Source organism: Tritonibacter scottomollicae, from assembly GCF_003003215.1.
Taxonomy (GTDB): Bacteria; Pseudomonadota; Alphaproteobacteria; order Rhodobacterales; family Rhodobacteraceae; genus Epibacterium; species Epibacterium scottomollicae.
This window is the reverse complement of record NZ_PVUF01000013.1, coordinates 77,432-99,018: the sequence shown is the minus strand read 5'-3', so window position 1 is coordinate 99,018 and position 21,587 is coordinate 77,432. Positions and strand designations below refer to the sequence as shown.

General features: G+C 61.6%; 24 protein-coding genes. 19 read left to right on the top strand and 5 right to left on the bottom strand.

Annotation, left to right across the window (positions count from 1 at the left end; translation table 11 throughout):
• Positions 1 to 130 precede the first annotated feature (130 nt).
• From CLV89_RS17445 to CLV89_RS17430, 4 genes are read left to right on the top strand one after another with little or no spacing between them, the layout of a single operon-like run.
• Positions 131 to 838, top strand: a complete 708-nt coding sequence (locus tag CLV89_RS17445; RefSeq protein ID WP_106164955.1) for an ABC transporter permease — start codon at positions 131 to 133, stop codon at positions 836 to 838.
• Positions 831 to 1,589 carry an ATP-binding cassette domain-containing protein gene (locus CLV89_RS17440; protein WP_106164954.1) on the top strand — a complete coding sequence of 253 codons (759 nt, stop codon included), beginning with the start codon at positions 831 to 833 and terminating at the stop codon, positions 1,587 to 1,589. Before CLV89_RS17445 ends, CLV89_RS17440 begins: the two co-directional genes overlap by 8 nt.
• 24 nt (positions 1,590 to 1,613) lie before the next feature.
• The gene (locus CLV89_RS17435; protein WP_106164953.1) at positions 1,614 to 2,435 is read left to right on the top strand and encodes an ABC transporter substrate-binding protein; all 822 of its coding nucleotides are present in this window, start codon (positions 1,614 to 1,616) and stop codon (positions 2,433 to 2,435) included.
• Between the two features lie 46 nt (positions 2,436 to 2,481).
• Positions 2,482 to 3,375 carry a helix-turn-helix transcriptional regulator gene (locus CLV89_RS17430; RefSeq protein ID WP_106164952.1) on the top strand — a complete coding sequence of 298 codons (894 nt, stop codon included), beginning with the start codon at positions 2,482 to 2,484 and terminating at the stop codon, positions 3,373 to 3,375.
• A 22-nt stretch (positions 3,376 to 3,397) separates the two neighbouring features.
• Here CLV89_RS17430 and CLV89_RS17425 read toward each other — a convergent pair whose 3' ends face one another.
• Genes CLV89_RS17425 through CLV89_RS17410 form a run of 4 tightly spaced genes read right to left on the bottom strand, consistent with a single transcriptional unit; the run spans position 3,398 to position 6,748 of the window.
• Positions 3,398 to 4,207: an ABC transporter permease gene (locus CLV89_RS17425; protein ID WP_106164951.1), complete on the bottom strand. Its 810-nt coding sequence runs from the start codon at positions 4,205 to 4,207 to the stop codon at positions 3,398 to 3,400.
• On the bottom strand, positions 4,200 to 4,967 hold the full coding sequence (locus CLV89_RS17420) for an ABC transporter ATP-binding protein (RefSeq protein WP_106164950.1): 768 nt from the start codon (positions 4,965 to 4,967) through the stop codon (positions 4,200 to 4,202). The genes CLV89_RS17425 and CLV89_RS17420 overlap by 8 nt, the downstream gene beginning before the upstream one ends.
• A gap of 54 nt (positions 4,968 to 5,021) precedes the next feature.
• Entirely contained in the window at positions 5,022 to 6,038 is a 1,017-nt protein-coding gene (locus tag CLV89_RS17415; RefSeq protein WP_106164949.1) for an ABC transporter substrate-binding protein, read from the bottom strand.
• Positions 6,039 to 6,082: 44 nt separating this feature from the next.
• The gene (locus CLV89_RS17410; RefSeq protein ID WP_106164948.1) at positions 6,083 to 6,748 is read right to left on the bottom strand and encodes a GntR family transcriptional regulator; all 666 of its coding nucleotides are present in this window, start codon (positions 6,746 to 6,748) and stop codon (positions 6,083 to 6,085) included.
• 268 nt (positions 6,749 to 7,016) lie between these two features.
• On the opposite strand from CLV89_RS17410, the gene CLV89_RS17405 reads away from it, so the two are divergent.
• The 12 genes from CLV89_RS17405 to CLV89_RS17350 all read left to right on the top strand — a co-directional run bounded on the left by CLV89_RS17405 (position 7,017) and on the right by CLV89_RS17350 (position 17,804).
• Entirely contained in the window at positions 7,017 to 9,116 is a 2,100-nt protein-coding gene (locus tag CLV89_RS17405; RefSeq protein ID WP_106164947.1) for a TonB-dependent siderophore receptor, read from the top strand.
• Positions 9,117 to 9,192: 76 nt separating this feature from the next.
• Complete coding sequence (locus CLV89_RS17400; RefSeq protein WP_106164946.1) at positions 9,193 to 10,188, top strand: ABC transporter substrate-binding protein; 996 nt, start codon at positions 9,193 to 9,195, stop codon at positions 10,186 to 10,188.
• Positions 10,178 to 11,209: a FecCD family ABC transporter permease gene (locus CLV89_RS17395; RefSeq protein WP_106164945.1), complete on the top strand. Its 1,032-nt coding sequence runs from the start codon at positions 10,178 to 10,180 to the stop codon at positions 11,207 to 11,209. Before CLV89_RS17400 ends, CLV89_RS17395 begins: the two co-directional genes overlap by 11 nt.
• A complete protein-coding gene (locus CLV89_RS17390) occupies positions 11,206 to 12,240 on the top strand; it encodes a FecCD family ABC transporter permease (RefSeq protein WP_106164944.1) in 1,035 nt (344 codons plus the stop codon). The genes CLV89_RS17395 and CLV89_RS17390 overlap by 4 nt, the downstream gene beginning before the upstream one ends.
• A gap of 3 nt (positions 12,241 to 12,243) precedes the next feature.
• Positions 12,244 to 13,026: an ABC transporter ATP-binding protein gene (locus tag CLV89_RS17385; RefSeq protein WP_106164943.1), complete on the top strand. Its 783-nt coding sequence runs from the start codon at positions 12,244 to 12,246 to the stop codon at positions 13,024 to 13,026.
• A gap of 12 nt (positions 13,027 to 13,038) precedes the next feature.
• Positions 13,039 to 14,109 (top strand): siderophore-interacting protein, encoded by a 1,071-nt coding sequence (locus CLV89_RS17380; RefSeq protein WP_106164942.1) that lies wholly within the window; start codon positions 13,039 to 13,041, stop codon positions 14,107 to 14,109.
• Between the two features lie 165 nt (positions 14,110 to 14,274).
• Positions 14,275 to 15,255 carry a MotA/TolQ/ExbB proton channel family protein gene (locus tag CLV89_RS17375; RefSeq protein WP_106164941.1) on the top strand — a complete coding sequence of 327 codons (981 nt, stop codon included), beginning with the start codon at positions 14,275 to 14,277 and terminating at the stop codon, positions 15,253 to 15,255.
• A 6-nt stretch (positions 15,256 to 15,261) separates the two neighbouring features.
• Positions 15,262 to 15,639: an ExbD/TolR family protein gene (locus tag CLV89_RS17370; RefSeq protein ID WP_106164940.1), complete on the top strand. Its 378-nt coding sequence runs from the start codon at positions 15,262 to 15,264 to the stop codon at positions 15,637 to 15,639.
• 6 nt (positions 15,640 to 15,645) lie between these two features.
• Positions 15,646 to 16,029, top strand: coding sequence for an ExbD/TolR family protein (locus tag CLV89_RS17365; protein WP_106164939.1), 384 nt, complete (start codon positions 15,646 to 15,648; stop codon positions 16,027 to 16,029).
• Positions 16,026 to 16,841 carry an energy transducer TonB gene (locus tag CLV89_RS17360; RefSeq protein ID WP_106164938.1) on the top strand — a complete coding sequence of 272 codons (816 nt, stop codon included), beginning with the start codon at positions 16,026 to 16,028 and terminating at the stop codon, positions 16,839 to 16,841. The genes CLV89_RS17365 and CLV89_RS17360 overlap by 4 nt, the downstream gene beginning before the upstream one ends.
• 253 nt (positions 16,842 to 17,094) lie before the next feature.
• Positions 17,095 to 17,256 (top strand): DUF1328 domain-containing protein, encoded by a 162-nt coding sequence (locus CLV89_RS17355; RefSeq protein WP_106164937.1) that lies wholly within the window; start codon positions 17,095 to 17,097, stop codon positions 17,254 to 17,256.
• A gap of 50 nt (positions 17,257 to 17,306) precedes the next feature.
• Positions 17,307 to 17,804, top strand: coding sequence for a Dps family protein (locus CLV89_RS17350; protein ID WP_106164936.1), 498 nt, complete (start codon positions 17,307 to 17,309; stop codon positions 17,802 to 17,804).
• 152 nt (positions 17,805 to 17,956) lie between these two features.
• Here CLV89_RS17350 and CLV89_RS17345 read toward each other — a convergent pair whose 3' ends face one another.
• Positions 17,957 to 18,778 (bottom strand): response regulator, encoded by an 822-nt coding sequence (locus CLV89_RS17345; protein ID WP_106164935.1) that lies wholly within the window; start codon positions 18,776 to 18,778, stop codon positions 17,957 to 17,959.
• A gap of 116 nt (positions 18,779 to 18,894) precedes the next feature.
• Here CLV89_RS17345 and CLV89_RS17340 point away from each other — a divergent pair, with 116 nt between their 5' ends.
• The 3 genes from CLV89_RS17340 (at position 18,895) to CLV89_RS17330 (ending at position 21,496) form a co-directional block, all read left to right on the top strand.
• Positions 18,895 to 19,092, top strand: a complete 198-nt coding sequence (locus CLV89_RS17340) for a hypothetical protein (RefSeq protein ID WP_106164934.1) — start codon at positions 18,895 to 18,897, stop codon at positions 19,090 to 19,092.
• On the top strand, positions 19,092 to 19,649 hold the full coding sequence (locus CLV89_RS17335) for an RNA polymerase sigma factor (protein ID WP_106164933.1): 558 nt from the start codon (positions 19,092 to 19,094) through the stop codon (positions 19,647 to 19,649). Before CLV89_RS17340 ends, CLV89_RS17335 begins: the two co-directional genes overlap by 1 nt.
• 149 nt (positions 19,650 to 19,798) lie before the next feature.
• Positions 19,799 to 21,496, top strand: coding sequence for a sensor histidine kinase (locus tag CLV89_RS17330; RefSeq protein WP_243395049.1), 1,698 nt, complete (start codon positions 19,799 to 19,801; stop codon positions 21,494 to 21,496).
• Positions 21,497 to 21,587: the final 91 nt, after the last annotated feature.

The window sequence follows — 21,587 nt, the reverse complement described above, 5'->3', positions numbered from 1 at the left end:
TATGCAGTCCTTCAGTATCCGAAAATGTCCGAGATGTCGCCTTTTATCGCAGGATGGCGCAGACATACTTGCTCCTCCCGCGGCTTGGCATCTAACCTGAATGCGGAACAAAATGCACGGGCTGTAAATTTTGCAGAATATGGGAGAAGCCTTCTCGCTGGCGCTTCAGCTGGTAACCTCCGGCAACGCCGATCTCTATGAGATCGTCGGCCTGTCTCTGCGCGTCAGCCTCAGTGCCACGATGTTTGCCTGCCTCATCGGGTTGCCGGTCGGCGCGTGGGTGGCGATCAGCCGGTTTCGCGGTCGTGGCGCGGTCCTGGTACTGATGAATGCCCTGATGGGGCTGCCGCCCGTCGTGGTTGGCCTGTTGGTCTACCTGCATCTGTCACGATCTGGGCCGCTGGGTTTTCTGGGCCTACTTTACACCCCAAGTGCAATGATCATCGCGCAGACAATTCTGATCGCACCAATCGTCGCCGCCCTGTCCCGGCAGGTGCTGGAGGATTTGCATACGGAGTACGCGGAACAGTTCCGCTCGCTCTGTCTGAGCCGTGTGCAAACGATCACAGCACTTCTGTGGGACGCCCGATACTCGCTGCTGACCGTTGGCTTGGCCGGGTTTGGTCGCGCGGTGGCCGAAGTGGGCGCGGTCATGATCGTGGGCGGCAATATCGACCATCTGACCCGTGTGATGACCACGGCAATCGCACTGGAAACCTCCAAAGGGGATCTGGCGCTGGCGCTGGCGCTTGGGCTGGTGCTGCTGGTGATCGCACTGGGGGTCAATGCTGCAGTGCAGAGCCTACGGATGAGCGCGCGGAGGCAGGCCTATGTCTAGCATCGACACCGTTGGCTTCGCACCACAGGCACGGCTGGCCCAGCGTGAGGCCAATCTGCTGCCCTTGCGCGTGCGCGGGCTCGAACTGAGTTGTGATGGCACGCCCATCCTGCGTGGTCTCGATCTGGATCTGGCGCCCCATGGCTGCACCGCGATCATGGGGCCCAACGGGGCCGGCAAGAGCCTGCTGCTGAAAATCCTGCACGGGCTGATCGCGCCCACATCCGGACGGATTGAATGGGGCAATCAATCCCCGGCGCAAGTCACCAAACGGCAGGCCCTGGTGTTTCAGAAACCGGTTCTGCTGCGCCGGTCCGTCGCCGCCAATATTGATTTTGTCCTGAAAGCACGCGGCAAGCCTCGCCAGTCGCGCGACGCATTGCTGGACCACGTCGGCCTGCTCCACAAGGCCCGCCACCCGGCCCGACGCCTTTCCGGCGGGGAGGCCCAACGGCTTGCCTTGGCCCGTGCGCTTGCGACAGAGCCGGAGGTGCTGTTGTTGGACGAGGCGACCGCGAGCCTTGACCCTGCCTCCGCCCAGGCGATCGAGGCCATTGTGCGCGACGCCTGCGCCAGTGGCATTCGCGTGATTTGTGTCACCCATGACATCGGCCAGGCCAAGCGTCTCGCCGATGATGTGGTGTTCCTGCATGGCGGCTGCGTGGCCGAGCACAGCCCGGCGTGCGACTTCTTTCCCGAACCGCAATCCTCTGCGGCACGGGATTATTTGAACGGCAGACTTGTTTTCTGACCAACACCTTAAAGGAGATCCCATATGAAGCTGAACCAGTCCTTCGGTGCGTCCATTGTCGCGCTGACTCTCGCCACAAGCGCCATTGCCGCCAACCAGTCGATCATCGTGCAATCGACCACTTCGACCGCGAACTCGGGCCTGTACGACTATCTGCTGCCGATGTTTCAGGACAAAACTGGCATCCAGGTGAATGTCGTTGCTGTCGGTACAGGCCAGGCGATCAAGAACGCGCAGAACTGCGATGGTGACGTGCTGCTGGTCCACGCCAAGGCGTCTGAGGAGAAATTCGTCGAGGCGGGATTTGGCACCACGCGCACCGACCTGATGTACAATGATTTCGTCATCGTCGGCCCCGCCGCAGACCCGGCAAACGTCGGTGGCATGGATGATGTGCAAGGTGCATTGTCGAAGATCTCCGACTCCGAGGCGCTGTTTGCCTCGCGCGGGGACGATTCCGGCACCCACAAGAAAGAGGTCGCGCTCTGGGCTGATGCGGGGGTCGATCCGGCGACCGGATCCGGTGAGTGGTACCGCGAAACCGGCTCCGGCATGGGCGCGACGCTTAACGCGGGCATCGGCATGGGCGCCTATGTAATGACCGACCGCGCCACCTGGATCAGCTTTGGCAACAAGCAGGACTATGAGATCAAGGTCGAGGGTGACGACGATCTGTTCAACCAATATGGCGTGATCCCGGTCAATCCGGCGCAATGCCCCTCGGTCAATGTCGAGGCCGCCAAGAGCTTTGCCGATTGGCTGATCTCCGAAGATGGCCAGAGTGCCATCGCCGCTTATGAAGTCAGTGACCAGCAACTGTTCTTCCCCAACGCGCCGAAGAACTGATACAGTCTGCGGGGCGGCACATTCGCCGCCCCCAGCAGACTGCGACATGACCGATATCGATTTCCCAGACCACGAATACCTGACCGTCCCCGAACTGGCGGAGCTGCTGCGCCTGAAGGAACGCAAGATCTATGATCTGGCGGCCTCGGGCCATGTGCCCTGTTCCCGCGCCACCGGCAAGCTACTGTTTCCGGCCGCCGAAATCCGCAGCTGGATCGAGCAGGCCAAGTCCGGAGGGGCCGCGCCGCAGCCGCAAGTCGACCGTCCACAGATTCTGCTGGGCAGTCATGATCCATTGCTCGACTGGGCCGTTCGGCAGTCGCGTTCCGGCCTTGCGAGTTATTTCGACGGGTCAATGGACGGGCTGGAGCGGTTCGCCAAGGGCGACGGGATCGCAGCGGGCCTGCATCTGCGGGACAGTAAGTCCGGCGTCTGGAACATCCCTGCAGTGCAGCGTGTAGCCAAGGGCCAGACTTGCGTCCTCATCCGCTTTGCCAGCCGCCAGCGTGGCCTTGTCCATCGCGAAGACCAATCGGATCTGACCTCTCTGGTCGATATCAAAGGCCTGCGCCTCGCCCCGCGCCAGCCGGGATCGGGCACGGATCGACTTTTCCGTGATCTGGCTGCAGAGGTACACCTTGATCTTGCGGAGCTGACACTGACCGAAGTGGCCCGGTCAGAGGACGAGGCGGTGGAGAGCGTGCGCCGGGGTGCGGCGGATGTGACCTTTGGCCTTGAGGCGATGGCGCAGAGCTACGGGTTGCGGTTTACCCCGCTGGTGCAGGAGGAATTTGCCCTGCTGGTGGATCGCAAGGCTTGGTTCGAGCCCCCTTTCCAGACATTTCTGACCTTCTGCCGGACTGACACCTTTGCCCAGCGCGCAACCAGCATGGGCGGCTATGACGTCTCGGACTTGGGCGCGGTGCTTTGGAACGCCTGACACCGCGCCTGGCAACGGCCCGTCAGGACCGCCAGTCCAGCACCCGCCGCTCGATCATGCCGATGGCGCCGGAGGTCAACACCCCCAGCAGCGACAGGATCACCACGCCGGCAAACAGCCGCTCCAGATCATAGAGCGAGCCCGCTTCGAGGATATAGGCGCCGATGCCGTATTGCGCGCCCAGCATCTCTGCCGCGACCAGCAGGATGATGGCGATGGCGAGGCTGATCCGCAGACCGGAGAGGATGCCGGGCATCGCCCCGGGCAACACGATCTTGCGAACGATCGACAGCCACGACAGGCCGAAGCTCTGCCCCATGCGGATCAGCGAGCGATCCACATTGTCCACCGCGCCATAGGTTGCAACCACAGTGGGCGTGAAGGTGCCGAAGGCGATCAGTGCGTATTTCGACCCTTCGTCGATGCCGAACCAGATCACGAACAGCGGCAGCAGCGCGATTTTCGGGATTGGGAAAATCGCAGCTGTCAGCGGCACCAGCCCGGCGCGCACAAAGGAGAACAGCCCGATCAGAATGCCAACGCCCACGCCGACACTGGCGCCCAGCGCGGCCCCCACGGCAAGACGGCTCAGCGACGGCACCATATGTTTGACGAACAGGCCCGATTGCCACAGCTCTACCAGCGTGGCGAGCACATCGGAGGGTTTGGGCAGGGTCAGGGCCGAGATGAAGCCGACCCGCGTGCCCCATTCGACAAAGCCGATGATCACGGCAAAGACGGCAAGGCCAACCCAGCGATGCGCCTTGGGGGCAAACCCGCCGCCGCGAAAACGGACCTCAAGCGGTTGGCGCGTAATGGATGTGTCAGACATTCAAGAGCTCCTCATCCGCCGCGCGGGCCTCGTCTCGCATTAGGTTCCAGAGGTGTTTCTGCACCTGCTCCAACTCCGCATCCGCATATCCGCGCTCTGACAGCGGTTTTGCAATCTCAACCACCTCGCGGATCTGCCCGGGCCGGCGCGACAGTACAACGATCTTGTGGCCCAGCCGCACGGCCTCGGCGAGGTTGTGGGTGACATAGACGGCGGTGAACGGCTGGCGCTCCCAAAGGGCGATCAGATCATCCATCAGCAATTCGCGCGTCTGACTGTCGAGCGCGGAGAGCGGCTCGTCCATCAGCATCACCGCAGGCTTCACCGCCAGCGCGCGGGCAATCGCCACCCGTTGCTTCATGCCGCCGGACAATTGCTTGGGCAGCGCCTTGGCAAAATCGGTCAGCTTGGTGCGCGCGAGCACATCCGCGATGATCTCATCCGCCTTGGCGCCGCGGATACCGTGATCCTCCAGCACCAGCGAAATATTCCCACGCACGCTGCGCCAGGGCAGCAGGGCAAAGTCCTGAAACACATAGGTCAGCGGGTTGAGACAGCCCTCGGGCGGGGTGCCCAGTTGCAGCACCCGCCCGGCCGAGGGCCGCTCAAGCCCACCCAGAAAGCGCAGCAACGTAGACTTGCCGCAGCCCGACGGCCCCACGAGGCAGACGATCTGCCCCGAGGCCACATCAAGCGATATGTCCCGCAGGACCTCGGTCTCGCCATAGGCATGGCTGATCCCGTCCAGTCGAATATCCATGAGAATATGCCTTGTCTTGGGAGCGGCGCCGGAGCCGCTCCCGGAAGTTCCGGTTCAGGCGCCGATGGTCTCGACGTAGCTGGTATCAAGGAAGGTCTCCAGCGTGATGCCGCTGTCCACCAGACCCTGCGCCTGCATCCAGGCCAGCTGATCCGCAACCGATGTCACATTGATCGCCGCGTCCTTGTTCAGGCGCATGGAGCCGTTGATGATCGAGGGGGCGGCCTTTTCGCGCGGGCGGTCGGTATAGACGTATTTGTGGATCAGATCGACCATCTCGCTGATGGCCTCGTCGCCGTTTTCCTTGTCGACCATAGTGGCATTGTAGTCCGCGACACCCATGCCAAAGCCCTTGAGGAAGCTTTCGGTCAGACCACGTTCATCGCTGGCATTCTTGGCAGAGGTGAAAACCGTGGTGACCTGATAGTTCGGCAGGTAATCCGCCACATCCCCAATGATGTGCACCGCGCCGGAGCCCGCCAGCGGTTTGGCAATATGCGGCACGATGGACCAGGCGTCGATCTGACCCGACTTCAAGGCGCCGATGATGGCACCGACCTTTTGCAATGGCACAAACTGGGGCGTGCCGCCTTCTGCGCCCGCGATCTTGGACCCCATGTAGTGGAACGAGGATCCCGCCGTGGTCATGCCAAAGCGCCGACCGTCGAGACCCGCGGGCGAGGTCAGCCCGGCCTGATACGCCGCATCGGAAACGAGGATCTTCTGCCCGTCGATACCCGGCTCTTCGGAGAGAGCGCCACCGATCACCTTGATCGCGCCCTTGTCCGCGAGGCTCAGCAGACCGCCGGAAATCGCGGTGACGCCAAAGTCGACATCGCCGGAGGCAATCGCCACGGTCATCGGCTGTGCGGCCTGAAAGAACTTCAGCTCCACGTCGAGGCCAGCCTCCTTGAAGTAGCCGCGCTCAAGCGCAATGTAGCTGCCGGAGTGGCTGGTCAGGCTCAGCGCGCCAACGACCGGCTTCTTGCCCGATGCAATGGCGGGTGCCGCAAGCCCAGAAGCGGCAGCCGCCCCCATGAGCGCAAGTGTCTGTCGTCTATTAAAAGTCATCCTGTTGTCCTCCCATTGGAATTTAGTCTTTGGCTCTGGTTCCGTCAGCCGCGCAGATCTGCCCGGATGTCCTCCTCCAGAAGCGCCAGAGCCCTTTGTGTGTCGCGGTCCATGATGGCTGTCTTGAGTGTTTCGTGCCGGGTGCGACGGGCCTTGAACGCGATCCGCCCCTCGCGCAGACGTGCCAGCCGGAAACGGCGCGACTGGTCATAGAACCGCCCGGCCATGTCGATCAGGCGCGGCGAGTTGCAGGCCGCAATCAGAGACAACATATGTGTCCGGCAGGCCTCATCCCATTCCAGCGCGGAGACGTCGTTGGGATCCTGGCGCACCTGATCCTCTGCCCGCATCATCTGGTGATGCGAGGCCACGACGGAGGCCTCCCAATCGACACCGCCCTGAACCATGGCGCGTGTCAGGGCCAGCTTTTCAACCTCGAGCCGCATCAGCAGGATATCGGCAAGATCATCCTCCGTTGCAGAGGTCACTCTGAACCCGCGTTGATTTGTGGCTTCGACCATGCCCTCGGACACCAGCATCCGCAGAGTTTCCCGCATCGAATGGTTGGAGCCGCCATAGCGTTGGCGCAGGGCTTCGATCTTGAGCTTCTCATCCGGGCGCAGCGTGCCAAAGGAAATGTCGCGCCGGATCGCAGAGGCGAGCATGGCGACAACCGTGTCGTCTTCGGTCGGGCGGCGAGAGAACAGCATTTCGTCCCTGAAATTCAAAAATGTTGGATATTTAGGACTCTGCGTCACCAAACTGTCAACCCACTCTCAACCGCCACGATCACCAGCGTTGAAGAGCTGCACATACTGTTGCTCATTGGAGATGCATCGCGTTCCTGCCGTTGGGTACAGCAGGGCGCGCCACGCAATAATACTTGACTCTTTTATATGGGTTTTATAGCCGCAGCCGTACCAAGCTTTTCCGCCAGGTAGACATGAGACCAACACGACTACGAGCGGAAGTGGCACAATGGCACGTCGGACAACAGCTGTATCTTTTCTGGCCTTGATGGCGGCTCTGCCCGCTTCGGCAGAAGTAATCGAACTCGAACCAATTCTGGTAAAGGCCAACCGCGCCGAGGTGTTCTTTGGCGAGAGCGTGGCGCTCGACAGCGGGACAGTGGCCAAGACCGGCGATCCGATCCTTGAGACCCCTCGGGCAATCCATGTTGTCACCGCCCAGCAGATCGCGGAACGGGGTGCCACCAACGTGGAACAGGCGCTGCAATACGCCTCCGGCATCACGGCGGGGCAATGGGGGCTCGACAACCGTTCCGATTGGTCGCTCGTGCGCGGTTTTGCCCCCTCCACGCTGCACGATGGCCTCAACGCCCGCTACGGCTATTACAATGATACCAAACCAGAACCCTTCCTGCTGAACAGCGTCGAGGTTCTGAAGGGCCCGTCGTCAGGGCTGTATGGCAGCGGGTCCGTGGGCGGCGTGGTCAACACCACCTCAAAAACCGCCGCACAAGACAGCGACAACCTCTGGCAACTCTCCGTCGGGTCCAACCAGCGCGCGCAGATCGCGGCTGACGTCAGCGGCGACCTCAATGCGTCCGGCACATTGCGCTACCGCATCGTTGGATTGCTGCGCAATGCGGACACCCCGGTCGATTTCTCTCAGGATGACTCGCTGGCGCTGGCACCGTCGATCACCTGGCGCCCGAACGATGACACCGAGCTGACTCTGCTCGCCAATTACCAAAAGAGCGACGGCAGCCCGCTTTTGCAGTTTGCCTCGCTTTACGGCACGCTTGAGCCGGCCACCGGCTTTGGCAATGGCACCTATTTTGACGATACATTGTTCGTCGGCGAGCCCGGCTTTGATGTCTTCAACAGTGAACAGCGCGGCGTCACCGCCATGGTGAGCCATAGGTTCAACGAGGTCTGGAGCCTTGATGCCAGCGCACGGTATCTGGAGGGCGAAGCGCTCTATCAGCATGCCTGGTGGGCCTTTGATAACACCGCCAACGGACGCTACAATCCCGATGGCACCATCAACCGCACGTTCTACCGTGCCGAGAACGAGATGAAGTCTGCCGCACTCGATGCTTATGCCACCGCGAATTACGCGCTGGGTGGGGTAGAGATGCGCAGCATCATCGGGGCCAGCTATTCGCGCGGTTACTACGACAGTGACACCGCGTATGGCGCACAAATCGCCCCGATTGATCCCTTCAACCCGACGTACACGGGCTATCCCAGCATCACCGTGACAGACAGCCCCGGCACCTCCATTACCGAATGGGGGGCCTATCTGCAGAACCGGGCGGTCGTGGACGATCGGCTGTTCATCGATTTTGGCCTGCGCTACGGCAGCATCAAGACCGGGGCGAGCACCGGTAGTTTTGGCGCGACCTCCGTCGCCGCAGACGACAGTGCCTGGACCGGGAACTTTGCCGCGCTTTACCGGTTCGACAATGGCGTTGCCCCCTACTTCAGCTATGCCGAAAGCTTCCGTCAGGACGAGGTCGGGCGTGACGTCAACGGCACGCCGTTTGAACCGACGGAGGGCACCCAATATGAAATCGGGGTGAAATATCAGCCCGCTGGAACCGATACGCTCTTTGTGGCGTCGGTGTTTGATCTGACCAAATCCAACATGACCGTAAGCGACCCGGCAAACCCGGGTTTCTCAATCCAGACCGGGGAAGCCACCGCCAGAGGGCTGGAACTGGAACTGTTCCACCGGATCGGCGACGTCAGCTTTGATGCCGCCTATACCTACCTCGACACCGAAAACTCCAGCGGTGCGCAAATCGGCCAGGTGCCCGAGAATGCGGCGTCGCTCTGGGTCAACTACGCGCCAACGGTCGGAACACTGCAGGGCTGGAAGCTCGGCGCCGGGGTGCGATACACCGGGGCCGCGTGGGGCGGCAGCGACACCTATGAGACGCCTGCCTACACGCTCTACGACGCGGCCGTGACCTATTCCCGTGACAACTGGCAGGTGGCGCTGAACATCCAGAACCTCCTAGACGAGAATTACGTTGCCACCTGCCAATCCGGTGCCTGCTACATCGGCGAGGGTCGCAATGTGTCCCTGACGCTCACGTCGAAATTCTAACCAAAACTGCGCCTCCGGACCTGCCATCAGGTCTGGGGGCGTTCCGACTTCAGCCCGAACCTGAAAAGGGCGCCCCATGCGTCAATTGTTCATTCTGGTGATCCTTGCTTTGCTGCCACACAGAAGTGCGGCCGACGCGTTTCCGGTGGAAATCGACCACATCTATGGCAGCGCACGTATCGAGGCTCAACCTACGCGCGTGGTCTCGCTCAGCTTTATCGGGCATGATTTCCTGCTGTCGCTCGGCGTGGTGCCCTATGCGCTCCGCAAGTGGTACGGCCCGTTCGAATTTGGCGTCTGGCCGTGGGGCCAAGAGGCGCTTGGCGAAGAGACACCTGTTGTGATGCAGGGCGAAATCGACATCGAGGCCATCGCCGCGATGAAACCCGACCTGATCGTCGGACAATGGTCCGGCATGACCAGACGGGAATATGATCTGCTGTCGCAAATTGCCCCCACCGTCGCCTCGGCCCCCGGAACTGGCGACTACGGCATGACATGGCAGAATATGCTGCTGCGGCTGGGCCAGGCCACAGGGCGGTCAGACAAGGCAGAAGCAGTGGTTGACCGCATCAATCAGCGCATCACCCGTGTACGCGTCGATCATCCCGAATGGCAGGGCGCAACTGGCATCATGGTCTGGGCTGGCACCACAGGCGCCTATACGGAATATGACATCCGCGGCAAATTCCTCTCCGAACTTGGCTTTGTCACACCTCAGGCGATCCGGTCTCAGAGCAATTTGAACCATGCATATGTAAAGGTGCCGGACGAGGACCTCTCTCCGATTGATGCCGATGTGCTGATCTGGCTCGACAGCGGGGCCTCGGTGCACCGTCTGAAACGCCTGCCCCTGCGCCGGTTCATGCGGGCCTACTCGGAGGGACGGGAGATCTACTCCGACCTGATGCTGTCCTCCGCCCTGTCACATTCAAGCCCGCTCAGTCTCGACTATGCGCTCGACACGCTGGTGCCGCTGCTGGAGCAGGCAATGGACGGTGATCCTGCGACCGAAGTCACCTCCTCGCGGGCCGCGGGCATTCTTGCAGGAGGTCCCGCTGATGACAGCTGAGGTCACGCCCCGCGCCCTGCCCCGGCACATCACGCCGCATCGGTTGACCTGGCTGGCAGCCGGGTTGTTCGTACTGGTTCTGAGCGTCTTGCTGGCATTGCGGATGGGCGCGCGCCCGGTCAGTTGGGGCGATATCTGGCAGTCACTGGTGGCTTATGACCCCGATGCGCCGGATCAATTTGTCATCTGGCAGATCCGCCTGCCGCGCGTAGTGGGCGCGCTGCTCTGCGGCGGCAGCCTGGGCGTGGCAGGCACCCTGATGCAGGCGCTCACCCGAAATCCGCTGGCCGATCCCGGCCTTTTGGGAGTGAACGCCGGTGCCGCGCTTGGCGTGGTGCTCTGCACCATTGCGCTGGGGATCTCCGATCCTGCTCAGTTCATCTGGGCCGCTCTTGGAGGGGCCGCGCTGGCCTCGGGTCTTGTATTCACGCTGGGCGGCAACGCCCCGTCACGTACCGGACGCCTGATCCTCGCCGGGGCCGCAGTGAGCGCCCTGTTCTACGCCTTGATCCGCGGCCTGCTGCTGGTCAGCCGATCCTCGCTGGAGGTCTATCGCGTCTGGGTTCTGGGCGGTTTCGACAACGTCACGCTGGACATGGTTTCGACCCTGCTGCCGTTCCTGATTGTGGGGCTACTGCTGGCATTTGTCGCCGGGTTCAGCCTCAACGCGCTGCAACTTGGCGAAAGCACGGCCCAGGGCCTCGGCGTTCGGGTCGGCCTGCTGCAACTGCTCACCGGAGCGGCCATCGTGATCTTGTGCGGCACAACCGTCGCGATGGCCGGTCCCATTGCGTTCGTCGGCTTGATCGTGCCGCATCTTGCACGAGCAACCGCCCCGGCCGATATACGCTGGCTGTCGCTCTATAGCGCGGTCTATGGGGCACTTCTGATGGGCCTGGCCGATATTCTTGCCCGCTCGGCTCTGTTCTCCGGACATATGCAGGCGGGGGTGATGTCCGCGATCCTCGGCGGGCCGGTCCTGATCTGGTTGGTCCGCAGCAAGGGAGTGCGCGCGCTATGACCTATACCCTTCGCCTCGGCACACTGTCGCTGCAACTGGCGCGGCGCAACCTGTTGGTCGGGCTCGGCCTGATGCTATTGGTTCTGACCGGCGGTCTTGCGGCCCTGCACATGGGCAGCTTTCCGGTTGGCGCAGCGGACCTGTGGACCGCGCTGCGCGGCGACATGGAAGACATCACCCGGATGATCCTGCTCGATCATCGCCTGCCGCGCGTGCTGGTCGCCGTTGGGGCGGGGGCAGCATTTGGCCTGTCCGGTGCGATCTTCCAGTCCATGCTGCGCAATCCGATGGCCTCGCCGGATGTGATCGGGTTCAACGCCGGTGCCAGCTGCGGCGCGGTGCTGGCGATCCTGCTGTTCGGTTCAGTCCGCTTTGTGCTGCCCTGGGCGTTGGCGGGAGGGCTGCTGACGGCGGCATTGGTGCTGGTGCTGGCCTGGGACAGGCGGCGCGGCACGGGTCTCGATCCCTATCGGCTGATCCTTGTGGGGATCGGTGCCAGCCTGACCTTGGGCGCCACCAGCGACCTGTTGATGAGCATGACGGACGAACAGCGTGCCGCCGATATGGCGCAATGGCTGACTGGTACGCTCAACGCGCGCAATCTGACAGATGCCGCGCTGATCTGGGGCGGTCTGCTACTGTTGACCCCCGTGCTTCTCTGGCTGCAATTCCCCCTCAGCCGTCTGACCATGAACGACGATATCGTGCAGGGGTTCGGCCTACGTCTGGCCGGCCTGCGGTTGGTCATCACCTGTATTGGCGTGCTCCTTGCCGCGCTTGCGGTCAGCGTCGCCGGACCACTGCCCTTTGTCGCCTTTGTTGCGGGGCCCGTGGCACGTCGCCTGCTTGGCACCGGCGCACCGGTTCTCGCGGCCGCGGCACTTGTGGGCGCCTTGGTCACCCTCGGCGCGGATACCGCCGCCCGTCTCGTACCCGTGGTGCAACTGCCTGCCGGCGTCTTCACCGCCGTGATCGGTGCGCCGGTTCTCATGTGGCTTCTGGTCGCCCAATTTCGCAAAGGAGCCCTCTAGATCATGAGCGCCCAACCTCGCCTCGCCGCCCGGGACCTGAGCGTCCGCTTTGCCCACAACACGGTTCTCGACCAGCTTTCTGTCGATCTGCCCGACGGCGCAGTGACCGCCATCGTCGGTCCAAACGCCTGCGGCAAGTCGACCCTGCTGCGCAGCCTCGCCCGCCTGCAGAAGACGGGCACCGGGCAAGTCATCCTCGATGGGCAGTGCATCGCCAGCCAGAACAGCAAATCCGTTGCACGGCGTCTTGCCATCCTGTCGCAGTCACCTGTCGCTCCGGAGGGGCTGACAATCCGCGATCTGGTGCTGCGCGGTCGCACCCCGCATCAATCGGCCTGGCGCCAGCATTCGGTCGAGGACGCTGCCGCCGTGGCCGCTGCCCTGACGGCGACGGGATTGGACGGCATGGAACACCGGTCGCTCGATACCCTGTCGGGTGGTCAGCGTCAGCGCGCCTGGATCGCCATGGCCCTGGCGCAGGACACACAGTTGCTGCTGCTGGACGAACCCACAACATTCCTTGATCTGCCGCATCAGATCGAACTTCTGGAACTGGTGCGAAGGCTGAACCATCAGACCGAGCGCACGGTTGCCATGGTCCTGCACGACATCAACCTCGCGGCGCGCTACTGCGATCACATCATCGCGCTGCGCGGTGGTCACGTGCACAGTCAGGGCAGCCCCAAAGACGTCATCACAGAGACCATGATGCAGGAGGTCTTTGCCCTGCCCTGCACCATCATCGCCGATCCGAACCACGCCACCCCCCACGTCATTCCAACCTGAGAAGGCTCTACCATGTCCATGCAAGAGAGATTTTCCTTCGAAGCGCAGACCCTGTTGCCCGGCCTGTCCTTTCCCGCCATCCGCAGCGTGATTCAGCAGCGCGCGCAAGAGTTTGACCTGCCGGTGGTGATCGACAGCGACGACGAGGTGCAGATCGAGACCACATATGGCAACTACAGCCTTCAGCGCCGTGACGCGCATTCCCTGGCTAGGATCGGCGCCCCTCGTGCGGATTGGCTCTACGTGCTGAAGGAAAGCCTCAGCGATACGATCGAGCACCTCGCTCCGGAGATCGCCGCAGAAATCTGCTGGTCCGATGCACAGGAGAGCGCCGGCCGCCGGCCACCGAATTTCCAGTTCATCACCGTCGAACACGTCGAGAGGATTCCCGGCTCATTTCTCCGCGTCACCGCGCAGGCAGAGGATCTGACCCATTTCACGACGGATGCAATTCACTTCCGCCTGGCCCTGCCGAACCCGGCTCTGGACACGCCGCAATGGCCCTATCTGTCGGAGACCGGCCAAACGATCTGGCCCAAGGGAGACGCCACGCTGCACCGCCCAGTCTATACGGTCCGCGCGCTGGATGTCACAACCGGACGCCTGGTCTTTGACATTTTTGAACATGACGGCGGACGGGCCACCGAATGGGCGCGCAGCGTCAGCCCCGGTTGCCGTGTTGGCCTGACCGGCCCCGGCGGCGGCGGCATCCCGGAGATCGAGACGATCATGATCTATGCCGACGAAACCGGATTTCCTGCCGTCGCACGTATTCTCGACGCCCTCAGCCCCAAGGCCTCCGGCCGCGTGGTGCTGGAGCTGACCACCCCCGAAAGCGCAGACTACCCCATGCCGTATCACCCCGGAATACGCATCGAACATCACGGTTCGAACGCCGGGGATCTCGGGGATCTCGCCATTGCGACGCTTGCGAATACGCCGGGCCATATGATCTGGCTGGCCGCAGAAAAGAGCGCAGCCCAGAAAGTCCGGGCGCATTTGAAATCTGCCGGCCTCAACGCCAAGGATCACTATATTGCCGCCTATTGGACCCGACAGGCGGAGTCTGATGCACAGCCTTAACTTGACAAAAACGCTATGCTAAATTAGGCGCCAATCGTGGGGCCATTGCCTCTTTCTAGCCAATCACGGATCGCATGACCGCGCGCATCGTGTAGCCAAGCCATTCTGCCAGCACCCCGCTTACTGAGCGAGATCAGTGCCAGGCCTTGCTAGACGGAGCCGACAATGAAAAAGTCCCTCGTTCTTACGACATTCCTGCTGCTGCCGGTGCTCGCCACGGCACAGACTGCGGCTCCGGACACTCCCGCGACGCAAGCTCCTGTTCCTGAGGTTGCCATCGACATGATGGCCCCTGCGGCACCGACCTCCCCGGACACGCCGGATACGCCAATCACTGCAGAGACTGCCCCGGTGACGACAAGCGAGAGCCCTGCCACCGATGGGGCTTCCGCAACTCCCTCGACGTCAGAAGCCCTGCCGGTCGCGCGCACCAACGCGGACGATGTGTCACCTGCGGCATCCGAACCGGCGTCTGCTCAGGATCTGCCGTCAATGGCGCGAGGCGCCTTCGACGAGGCCAAGACATTCCTGCGTGACGGTGGCCCCTCGATCTGGGCCATTGCCGCCCTGTCGGTCATTACGTTGGCGCTGATATTGTGGAAAATCTGGCGCCTGGCGCTGATCGGAGCCTGGTCGAAAGGCAAGGCCCGTCAAGCGGTCGCCGCCTATGAGGCAGGCGATGCGGACCGGGCGCTGACGCTGGTTCAGGGTCGCCGTGGCGTCCGGTCCAAGGTGGTTGCCGCGGCCCTGTCCGCGATAAAGTCGATGCCTGATGCACATGCCCGCGAGGAAACGGCCCGCGTCGCAAAACGCGAACTCGGCTCGGCCCGCAGTGGCCTTGGCGCGCTGGAACTGATCTCCACCATCGCGCCGCTGCTGGGTCTCCTTGGAACCGTTATGGGAATGATTGCGGCCTTTCAGGCGCTGCAGGCCGCCGGATCGAAGGCCGATCCCTCGATGCTGGCCGGTGGTATCTGGGAGGCGCTGCTGACCACCGCTGCCGGTATGGCGGTTGCCATTCCTGCCTCTGCGGCGCTGACGTGGTTCGAGTCGGTCATCGACCGCATTCGCCGCGATGTCGAAGACGGCGCAACCCGTCTGTTTGTCACCGAGAAACCGCAAACCATCCGACTTGCGGCGGAATGATCCGCAATGCTGTTCGACACCCCTGCCCGCCCCCGGCGCAAGCCGAGCCTCACGCCGATGATCGACGTGGTGTTCCTTTTGCTGGTGTTTTTCATGCTGGCGTCACGCTTTGGCATCGACGCGGCCTTGCCATTGCCGCTTGCGGCGGGTGGCGGTGAGTACACCGGCCCACCCCGCCTGATCGATGTCGCGCCGACCGAGGTCTATGTGAACGGCAGACCAGTGGCGGAAACCGAACTGGCGGTCGCACTGACGCCGTTGGTCGAGGACAAGGCCGACGTGCTGATCCTGCGCGGCAAGGACGGCGCGAGCCTGCAACGCATCGTGACCCTCACCGAAGTGCTGCGCGGCGAAGGGTTCACCTCCGTCGTGTTGGTGGAGTAGTCGTTGATGGACCTGACAGACGCCCCCCGCCGCCCACGCGCGGAATCGATAGTTCCAATGATCAACGTGGTCTTTCTGCTGTTGATCTTCTTTCTGATGACGTCCCGCCTGGCCCAACCCGATCCCTTTGAGGTGAACCCACCCGAAGCAGATTTGGAGACACCACTGGACGCCGACGCAACGCTCTATGTCGACAAAGCTGGCAGGTTGTCGTTTGACGGGCAGGATGGCGATGCGGCATTGGCCCGCCTGGCAGAGATCTCGTCAGCTGACGCCGTGCTGCAATTGCGGGCCGATGCAGAGCTTGAAGCGGCCACCGCCGCCGGATTGCTGAGAGATCTGTCGGCTGCCGGGTTTGCCCGCGTCGAACTGGTGGTGAGCCCGAAATGAAACACTGGATAGAAGGTAGCCTGTTTGCCGCGCTGGCGATCGCGGCGCATGTGGCAATTTTTGCAAACATCCCCGCCGATGGCAGCGAAGATGCTGGGGCGGGCGGTGAAGCCCTCATCTCTCTTGCCGGGGCCGCACCCACGGTCCGTGAGATGGTGCAAAAGTGGGAACGACCGCCGGAAACACCCCCGGTTCTGGAAGAAACCCTCGACACACCCGATATGGATACTGCCCCGCCAGAGCTGCCGCAGGTCGAAAGCGCGCCTGCGCCGCGAGCCGAGGTCCGGCTGGCCATGAGCGAACCGGAAGACACTGCGACACCGGAAATCGACACGACTCCTCCGCCGGAACCAAAGCCTGAGCCGGAACCAGAGCCAGAGCCAGAGCCAGAAGACATTCCCGAAACGGCACAGAAAGCCGACACCACCAGCACAGGTCGGGCCGAGCAACGTGCAGCCGGTTCCGGTGGCGGCAGTCAGGCCGGCGCGTCCGCCGAGACACGGACGAGCACCGCCAGCAAAGGCCGACAAGCCAAGCTCAGGGCGGTATGGGGTGCAAAGATCCGCGCCAGTATCGCACGCCGTCAGCGCTACCCCTCCGGCGGGCGTGGCGACGCTGCCGTCGTGGTCACCCTGACGGTCAGCCGGGATGGCCAACTCTTGAACTACGGAGTTGCCCGGTCTTCCGGCTCTGCTGCCTTTGATCAAGCTGCCCTACGTGCGATTGCAAGCGCCCGCCGCTTCCGCAAAGCGCCGCGCGACCTTCCGGGATCGCAGTTTTCTTTCTCGCTCAAACTGGTCTTTAACCGCTGAAATAACCGCGGACATACGCGGACTGAACTGTCGGTTTTTCGCAAAAACTGTCATCAAGAGCGGCGCACTGAAACCAGCGCGCGCATGGACAGGCGAACCCGTCATTTCTGGCCCATGGCCCGGACCGTCGCACCCCTGCCACGGAACTAAACCCAAGTTTCCCTGAACGTGAGCGGAACAAAAGCACGTTGTTCCCGTTGTATTATCGAAGCTCGCAACGGGCGAGCAACGTAACACGGCAAAGGAGACTCCCATGCTTGGTTGGGCACTGACATTCCTGGTGATCGCGCTGATCGCGGCCGTCTTTGGCTTTGGCGGTATCGCCAGCGCCTCGGCCGGGATCGCACAGATCCTCTTCTTCATCTTTCTGGTGCTGTTCGTCGCCGCGATCATCTTTCGCGCTGTACGCCGCTAACAGGCAGCCGCTGACGAACCCCAAGATTTCCTCGCTCGAAAGGATATGACATGACAGCTGCACTAAACGTGAAACCGCAAATCGCCCCAGTGGAAACCGGTGTTCGGGATACGACGCCAATTGCCGAAGGGCTGAGCGACGTGCTGGCGGATACGTACCGTCTCACTCTGAAGACCCATATTTATCACTGGAACGTCGAGGGGCCGTTGTTCTTCTCGCTGCACAATCTCACCGAGGCCCAATACCAGGATATGTTCGCCGCCGCAGATGAGCTGGCTGAGCGCATCCGGGCCCTTGGGCACCTGACGTCGGGCAAGATCAGCGGCGTGCTTTCGGACAGCGCAATCGACGATCTGGGCCAGATGCCGAGTGCTGGTGAGATGTGCAAGGATCTCGAACGTGACCACATGCGCCTGGCACACCGCCTGCACGCGCTCATTGAACTGGCGGAAGCGCGCAAGGATATGGTCACAGGCGATCTGGCGACCGAACGCGCGGCCTTTCACGAAAAAGCCGCATGGATGCTGAGGGCAATGTCCGCCTCGTAAAATCGCGGCGCATCCACGAAAAACGCCCTGCGGACTGAAACGTGCGCAGGGCGTTTTCATATCTGCTCGCCCCGCACTCGACCGGAGCTGCAGACATGAAAAAACCCCGGACATCTCTACCCAGGGTTCTCAGCTTTCATCAAAGGCTGCGATCAGCTCGTCAGCGTATCGGTCGATGAAAAGAACATCGCCTGGCTGATGGCAGAGATCACCTGATCGGGCACATAAGGCTTGGCAATCATAAACGCAGGCTCGTGGCGTTCGCCAGTCAACAGGCGCTCGGGGAAGGCCGTGATGAAGATGACCGGAACATCGCCCAATTCTTCCAGCAGATCGGCCACGGCATCAATGCCGCTCGAATTATCGGCCAGCTGGATATCCGCAAGGATCAGATCCGGCTTCTCTTCCATGCCCAGCTTGACGGCAGCCTTGCGCGTCCGTGCGATCCCGGTCACCTCATGCCCCATCATGGAGGCAATGCCTTCGAGATCCATCGCAATGATCGCCTCATCCTCGATGATCATGATCTTTCCGGTCACAGCCTGCTGCATCTCGTCGCGGGCCAGCTGGATCAGTCGTGCTGCCTCATCTGCCTCGATTTCCATGACCTCAGCGACTTCACTGACGGAAAATGCTTCGACCGTGTTCAGCAAAAGCGCTTCGCGGGTGTTGGGCGTGAGAGATGCCAGATGCTGCAAAGCCCGCGCGCGCGGGCCCTCATCAAATTCGGCAACGGGCTGGCCAGAGCTGCCCCAGAGTTTGTGGAACACTTTGAAGAGGGCGACTTTGCCTCCGACTTCTTCCGCATCAAAACAGGAAGGATCAGTCAGGATCGCCTCCAGAGTGGAAGCCGCATAGGTGTCGCCAGAGGACTGAGCCCCGGTCAGCGCACGTGCATAGCGGCGCAAATAGGGCAGATGCGGTGCGATGAGGTCCGACAGAGTCAGGGCTTGTCCTGTTGTAGAGGTCGACAATTTTTTTTCTCCTGTCACCAAAAATTCTATGGAACAAACGCACGGTCTTCGCGTTTGTTCCATAGAAATGTAATTTAACTTACGCCTGAAGGTAAAAGGTGTTGCGGGAGAAACGAATGGCAAACAGGCCTCAGAATCAGCCATGGGACACTCTGATCGACGAAAACCTGAAGAAGGTTTTTGTCGAGGATGCAAACGCGGATTTACCGCCGCATCTGATGGAGCTGCTTGATCGTCTGGACAAGATCCCGGTTGCGAATGGGGCGGGTCAGGCAGCTGGCATGCCCTCCCACTCGCAGGAGGAGGCCGAATAATGGACCGACAGGATGCCAAGGCTGAACTGACCAGCCATATGAAGGTGCTGCGCGCCTTCGCCATGAGTTTGACCCGAAATGACGCCGCTGCCGATGACTTGGTACAGGACACCGTGTTGAAAGCATGGACAAACCTGGAAAAGTTCCAGGAAGGCACCAATATGCGGGCCTGGCTGTTTACCATCCTGCGCAACACCTTCTATTCGAACCGCCGCAAAGCGGTGCGCGAGGTCGAAGATTCCAGCGGGGCGATTACCGAGAGCATCTCGGTCAAACCGGCACATGATGGACGGTTGCAGCTTGCCGAGTTCCGCCGCGCCCTTGGCGAACTGCCGGTCGAGCAGCGCGAGATCCTGACGCTGATCGGCGTGCTGCAATATTCCTACGAAGAGGCGGCCGACGTCTGCGGCGTAAAGGTCGGCACCGTCAAGAGCCGCCTTAACCGTGGGCGCGAGGCACTCACTCTCAAGATGCAGATGAACTCTGATGATCGCATGGAGTTGACGGATGCAGCCACCCACGCCGTTGTCGCAGCAAGTGGTGGAACCGCCGCGTGAACAGAATGAACTTCCCGTCCCTGGCCATCATGCGTGGCCGGGGTGACCCCAAAAACGACTCTCTCCCCCATGATACAAACGACGCATCCAGGCCCTTCGCCTGGGCGCGCGGGCTGTCTGTTCGCCTCGCCGTCTTGCTTTCTGTTGCGATGGTGCCCCTCGGCCTGATCGCGGTAGACCAGACCGTGCGCCTGCAACAAGAGGTCGCAGAATCCAATAATCTGAGCCTGCAGGCCCTTACGGCGGAGTTTGCGCAGGAAGAGCGCGAGATCATCAAATCCGCTTTCGCTGCTGCGGAAACGCTCGCGCTGTCTGTGCCGGATTTGGCGACCGATGTCGAACGGTGCAAGTCGCTGATGGGGCGGTTCATCGAAGCAACTGAAGACCGCTACAGCTTTGCCGGTTTCCTGCCGAGAGACGGCGTCATGAGCTGCGCGTCCAGCAATCTCACCATTGATTACTCGGCCAATCCGAATTTCCCGGACTGGATGCGCCGCCCCGAGCGCGAGGTGCGGGTAAATTCCTTTGGTCCTGTCGCCGGTAGCTCCGTTCTGATCGTGTCGGAACCTGTGTTTGACGACAGTGATGCCTTTATCGGCAACCAGATCATTCACGTTCCGCACGACCGCATAGACAAGCAGTTCCAGGCCAAGTTGGGGGAACGCCCCATCGACCTCGTCACGTTGAGCGCCGAAGGAGAAATCCTCAGCGCTTCAGGGGCGCGGGAAACTGCCTTGGAGCGGTTGCCAGCCGGCATGAGCATCAAGGAACTTATCGCGCTCAACCCCCGACACATCGAAACAGAGAACGCCGCAGGTCAGACCCGGCTTTTCTCCATTGTCCCGGTGCTGAGCGATGGGTTTTATGTGATTGGAAGTTGGGACCCGGACGGAAAACACACACCGTCAGAAACCGGCGTCCTGAAAAGCCTGCTGCTGACGCCTGCGCTGTTTCCGATGCTGATGTGGCTGGTCAGCCTATTCCTGATTTATATCGCACTGGACCGTCAGGTCGTCCGGTATCTGCGGCTGATTGGCCTGCAGATGCGTCAGTTCGCACGCGCCCGCGTATTGCCGGAAAAACCAGACGGCACCTACATGCCACATGAATTGGAAGTGATCGAAAACCAGTTCACTCAGGTAGCGGAGAAATTGCTGCACGACGAGGCCCAGCTCTTTGACGCAATGCACGACAAGGATGTGCTGCTGAAAGAGCTTCATCATCGGGTGAAGAACAACCTGCAGCTCATTTCCTCGATTATCTCCATGCAGATCCGGCGCACTACGAACAAGACCACCGCCGCCGCGCTACAGACCGTCAATCGCCGCGTGACCAGCATGGCAACTGTGCACCAGACGCTCTACCAGGCCTCCGAGCTGGGTCGGGTCCAAGCCAGTGATCTGCTGCGGGATGTGGTTAAGCCGCTGACCGAGTTGGCCCCGACCAGCGCACCGGTGCCCAAGATCGATATTTCGCTCGACTCTGTCGTGCTGTATCCGGATCAGGCAGTGCCACTGTCCCTGCTCACCGTCGAAGCTGCGACCAATGCGTTGAAGTACCTGGGCGTCGACAAGAATGGCGAACGCTGGGTGAAAGTGTCGCTCGAGGTACTGGATGACCTGCAAGTGTGCCTGACGATCACGAATTCCATATCGGACGACAGCACTGAATTTGAGGATGAAAGCACCGGCCTCGGCAGCCAACTGATCCGCGGGTTCGCCCGACAGCTGGAGTGCAGCCCTCAGATTACCGAAGGTGAAGACAGCTATGAGGTGAGCATCACGTTCGAGACACTTCCCTTCGAGGCGGAAGATCGGGCATTGTCCGGGGTCTACGACGAAGGCTGATCCCGGCACGCGCCGCGAAATATCTTGCCGGCCGTCCCGCATCGGGGCGGCCTTTTTTTTTCGTTCAGCTCCCTGCCGTTTTCCCGGTTGC

What these genes read in the sequence shown, in the direction of transcription:
- CLV89_RS17440 (WP_106164954.1), top strand. Translation starts at nt 831, where the DNA reads ATGTCTAGCATCGACACCGTTGGCTTCGCACCACAGGCACGGCTGGCC.
- CLV89_RS17435 (WP_106164953.1), top strand. Translation starts at nt 1,614, where the DNA reads ATGAAGCTGAACCAGTCCTTCGGTGCGTCCATTGTCGCGCTGACTCTC.
- CLV89_RS17430 (WP_106164952.1), top strand. Translation starts at nt 2,482, where the DNA reads ATGACCGATATCGATTTCCCAGACCACGAATACCTGACCGTCCCCGAA.
- CLV89_RS17425 (WP_106164951.1), bottom strand. Translation starts at nt 4,207, where the DNA reads ATGTCTGACACATCCATTACGCGCCAACCGCTTGAGGTCCGTTTTCGC.
- CLV89_RS17420 (WP_106164950.1), bottom strand. Translation starts at nt 4,967, where the DNA reads ATGGATATTCGACTGGACGGGATCAGCCATGCCTATGGCGAGACCGAG.
- CLV89_RS17415 (WP_106164949.1), bottom strand. Translation starts at nt 6,038, where the DNA reads ATGACTTTTAATAGACGACAGACACTTGCGCTCATGGGGGCGGCTGCC.
- CLV89_RS17410 (WP_106164948.1), bottom strand. Translation starts at nt 6,748, where the DNA reads ATGCTGTTCTCTCGCCGCCCGACCGAAGACGACACGGTTGTCGCCATG.
- CLV89_RS17405 (WP_106164947.1), top strand. Translation starts at nt 7,017, where the DNA reads ATGGCACGTCGGACAACAGCTGTATCTTTTCTGGCCTTGATGGCGGCT.
- CLV89_RS17400 (WP_106164946.1), top strand. Translation starts at nt 9,193, where the DNA reads ATGCGTCAATTGTTCATTCTGGTGATCCTTGCTTTGCTGCCACACAGA.
- CLV89_RS17395 (WP_106164945.1), top strand. Translation starts at nt 10,178, where the DNA reads ATGACAGCTGAGGTCACGCCCCGCGCCCTGCCCCGGCACATCACGCCG.
- CLV89_RS17390 (WP_106164944.1), top strand. Translation starts at nt 11,206, where the DNA reads ATGACCTATACCCTTCGCCTCGGCACACTGTCGCTGCAACTGGCGCGG.
- CLV89_RS17385 (WP_106164943.1), top strand. Translation starts at nt 12,244, where the DNA reads ATGAGCGCCCAACCTCGCCTCGCCGCCCGGGACCTGAGCGTCCGCTTT.
- CLV89_RS17380 (WP_106164942.1), top strand. Translation starts at nt 13,039, where the DNA reads ATGTCCATGCAAGAGAGATTTTCCTTCGAAGCGCAGACCCTGTTGCCC.
- CLV89_RS17375 (WP_106164941.1), top strand. Translation starts at nt 14,275, where the DNA reads ATGAAAAAGTCCCTCGTTCTTACGACATTCCTGCTGCTGCCGGTGCTC.
- CLV89_RS17370 (WP_106164940.1), top strand. Translation starts at nt 15,262, where the DNA reads ATGCTGTTCGACACCCCTGCCCGCCCCCGGCGCAAGCCGAGCCTCACG.
- CLV89_RS17365 (WP_106164939.1), top strand. Translation starts at nt 15,646, where the DNA reads ATGGACCTGACAGACGCCCCCCGCCGCCCACGCGCGGAATCGATAGTT.
- CLV89_RS17360 (WP_106164938.1), top strand. Translation starts at nt 16,026, where the DNA reads ATGAAACACTGGATAGAAGGTAGCCTGTTTGCCGCGCTGGCGATCGCG.
- CLV89_RS17355 (WP_106164937.1), top strand. Translation starts at nt 17,095, where the DNA reads ATGCTTGGTTGGGCACTGACATTCCTGGTGATCGCGCTGATCGCGGCC.
- CLV89_RS17350 (WP_106164936.1), top strand. Translation starts at nt 17,307, where the DNA reads ATGACAGCTGCACTAAACGTGAAACCGCAAATCGCCCCAGTGGAAACC.
- CLV89_RS17340 (WP_106164934.1), top strand. Translation starts at nt 18,895, where the DNA reads ATGGCAAACAGGCCTCAGAATCAGCCATGGGACACTCTGATCGACGAA.
- CLV89_RS17335 (WP_106164933.1), top strand. Translation starts at nt 19,092, where the DNA reads ATGGACCGACAGGATGCCAAGGCTGAACTGACCAGCCATATGAAGGTG.
- CLV89_RS17330 (WP_243395049.1), top strand. Translation starts at nt 19,799, where the DNA reads ATGGTGCCCCTCGGCCTGATCGCGGTAGACCAGACCGTGCGCCTGCAA.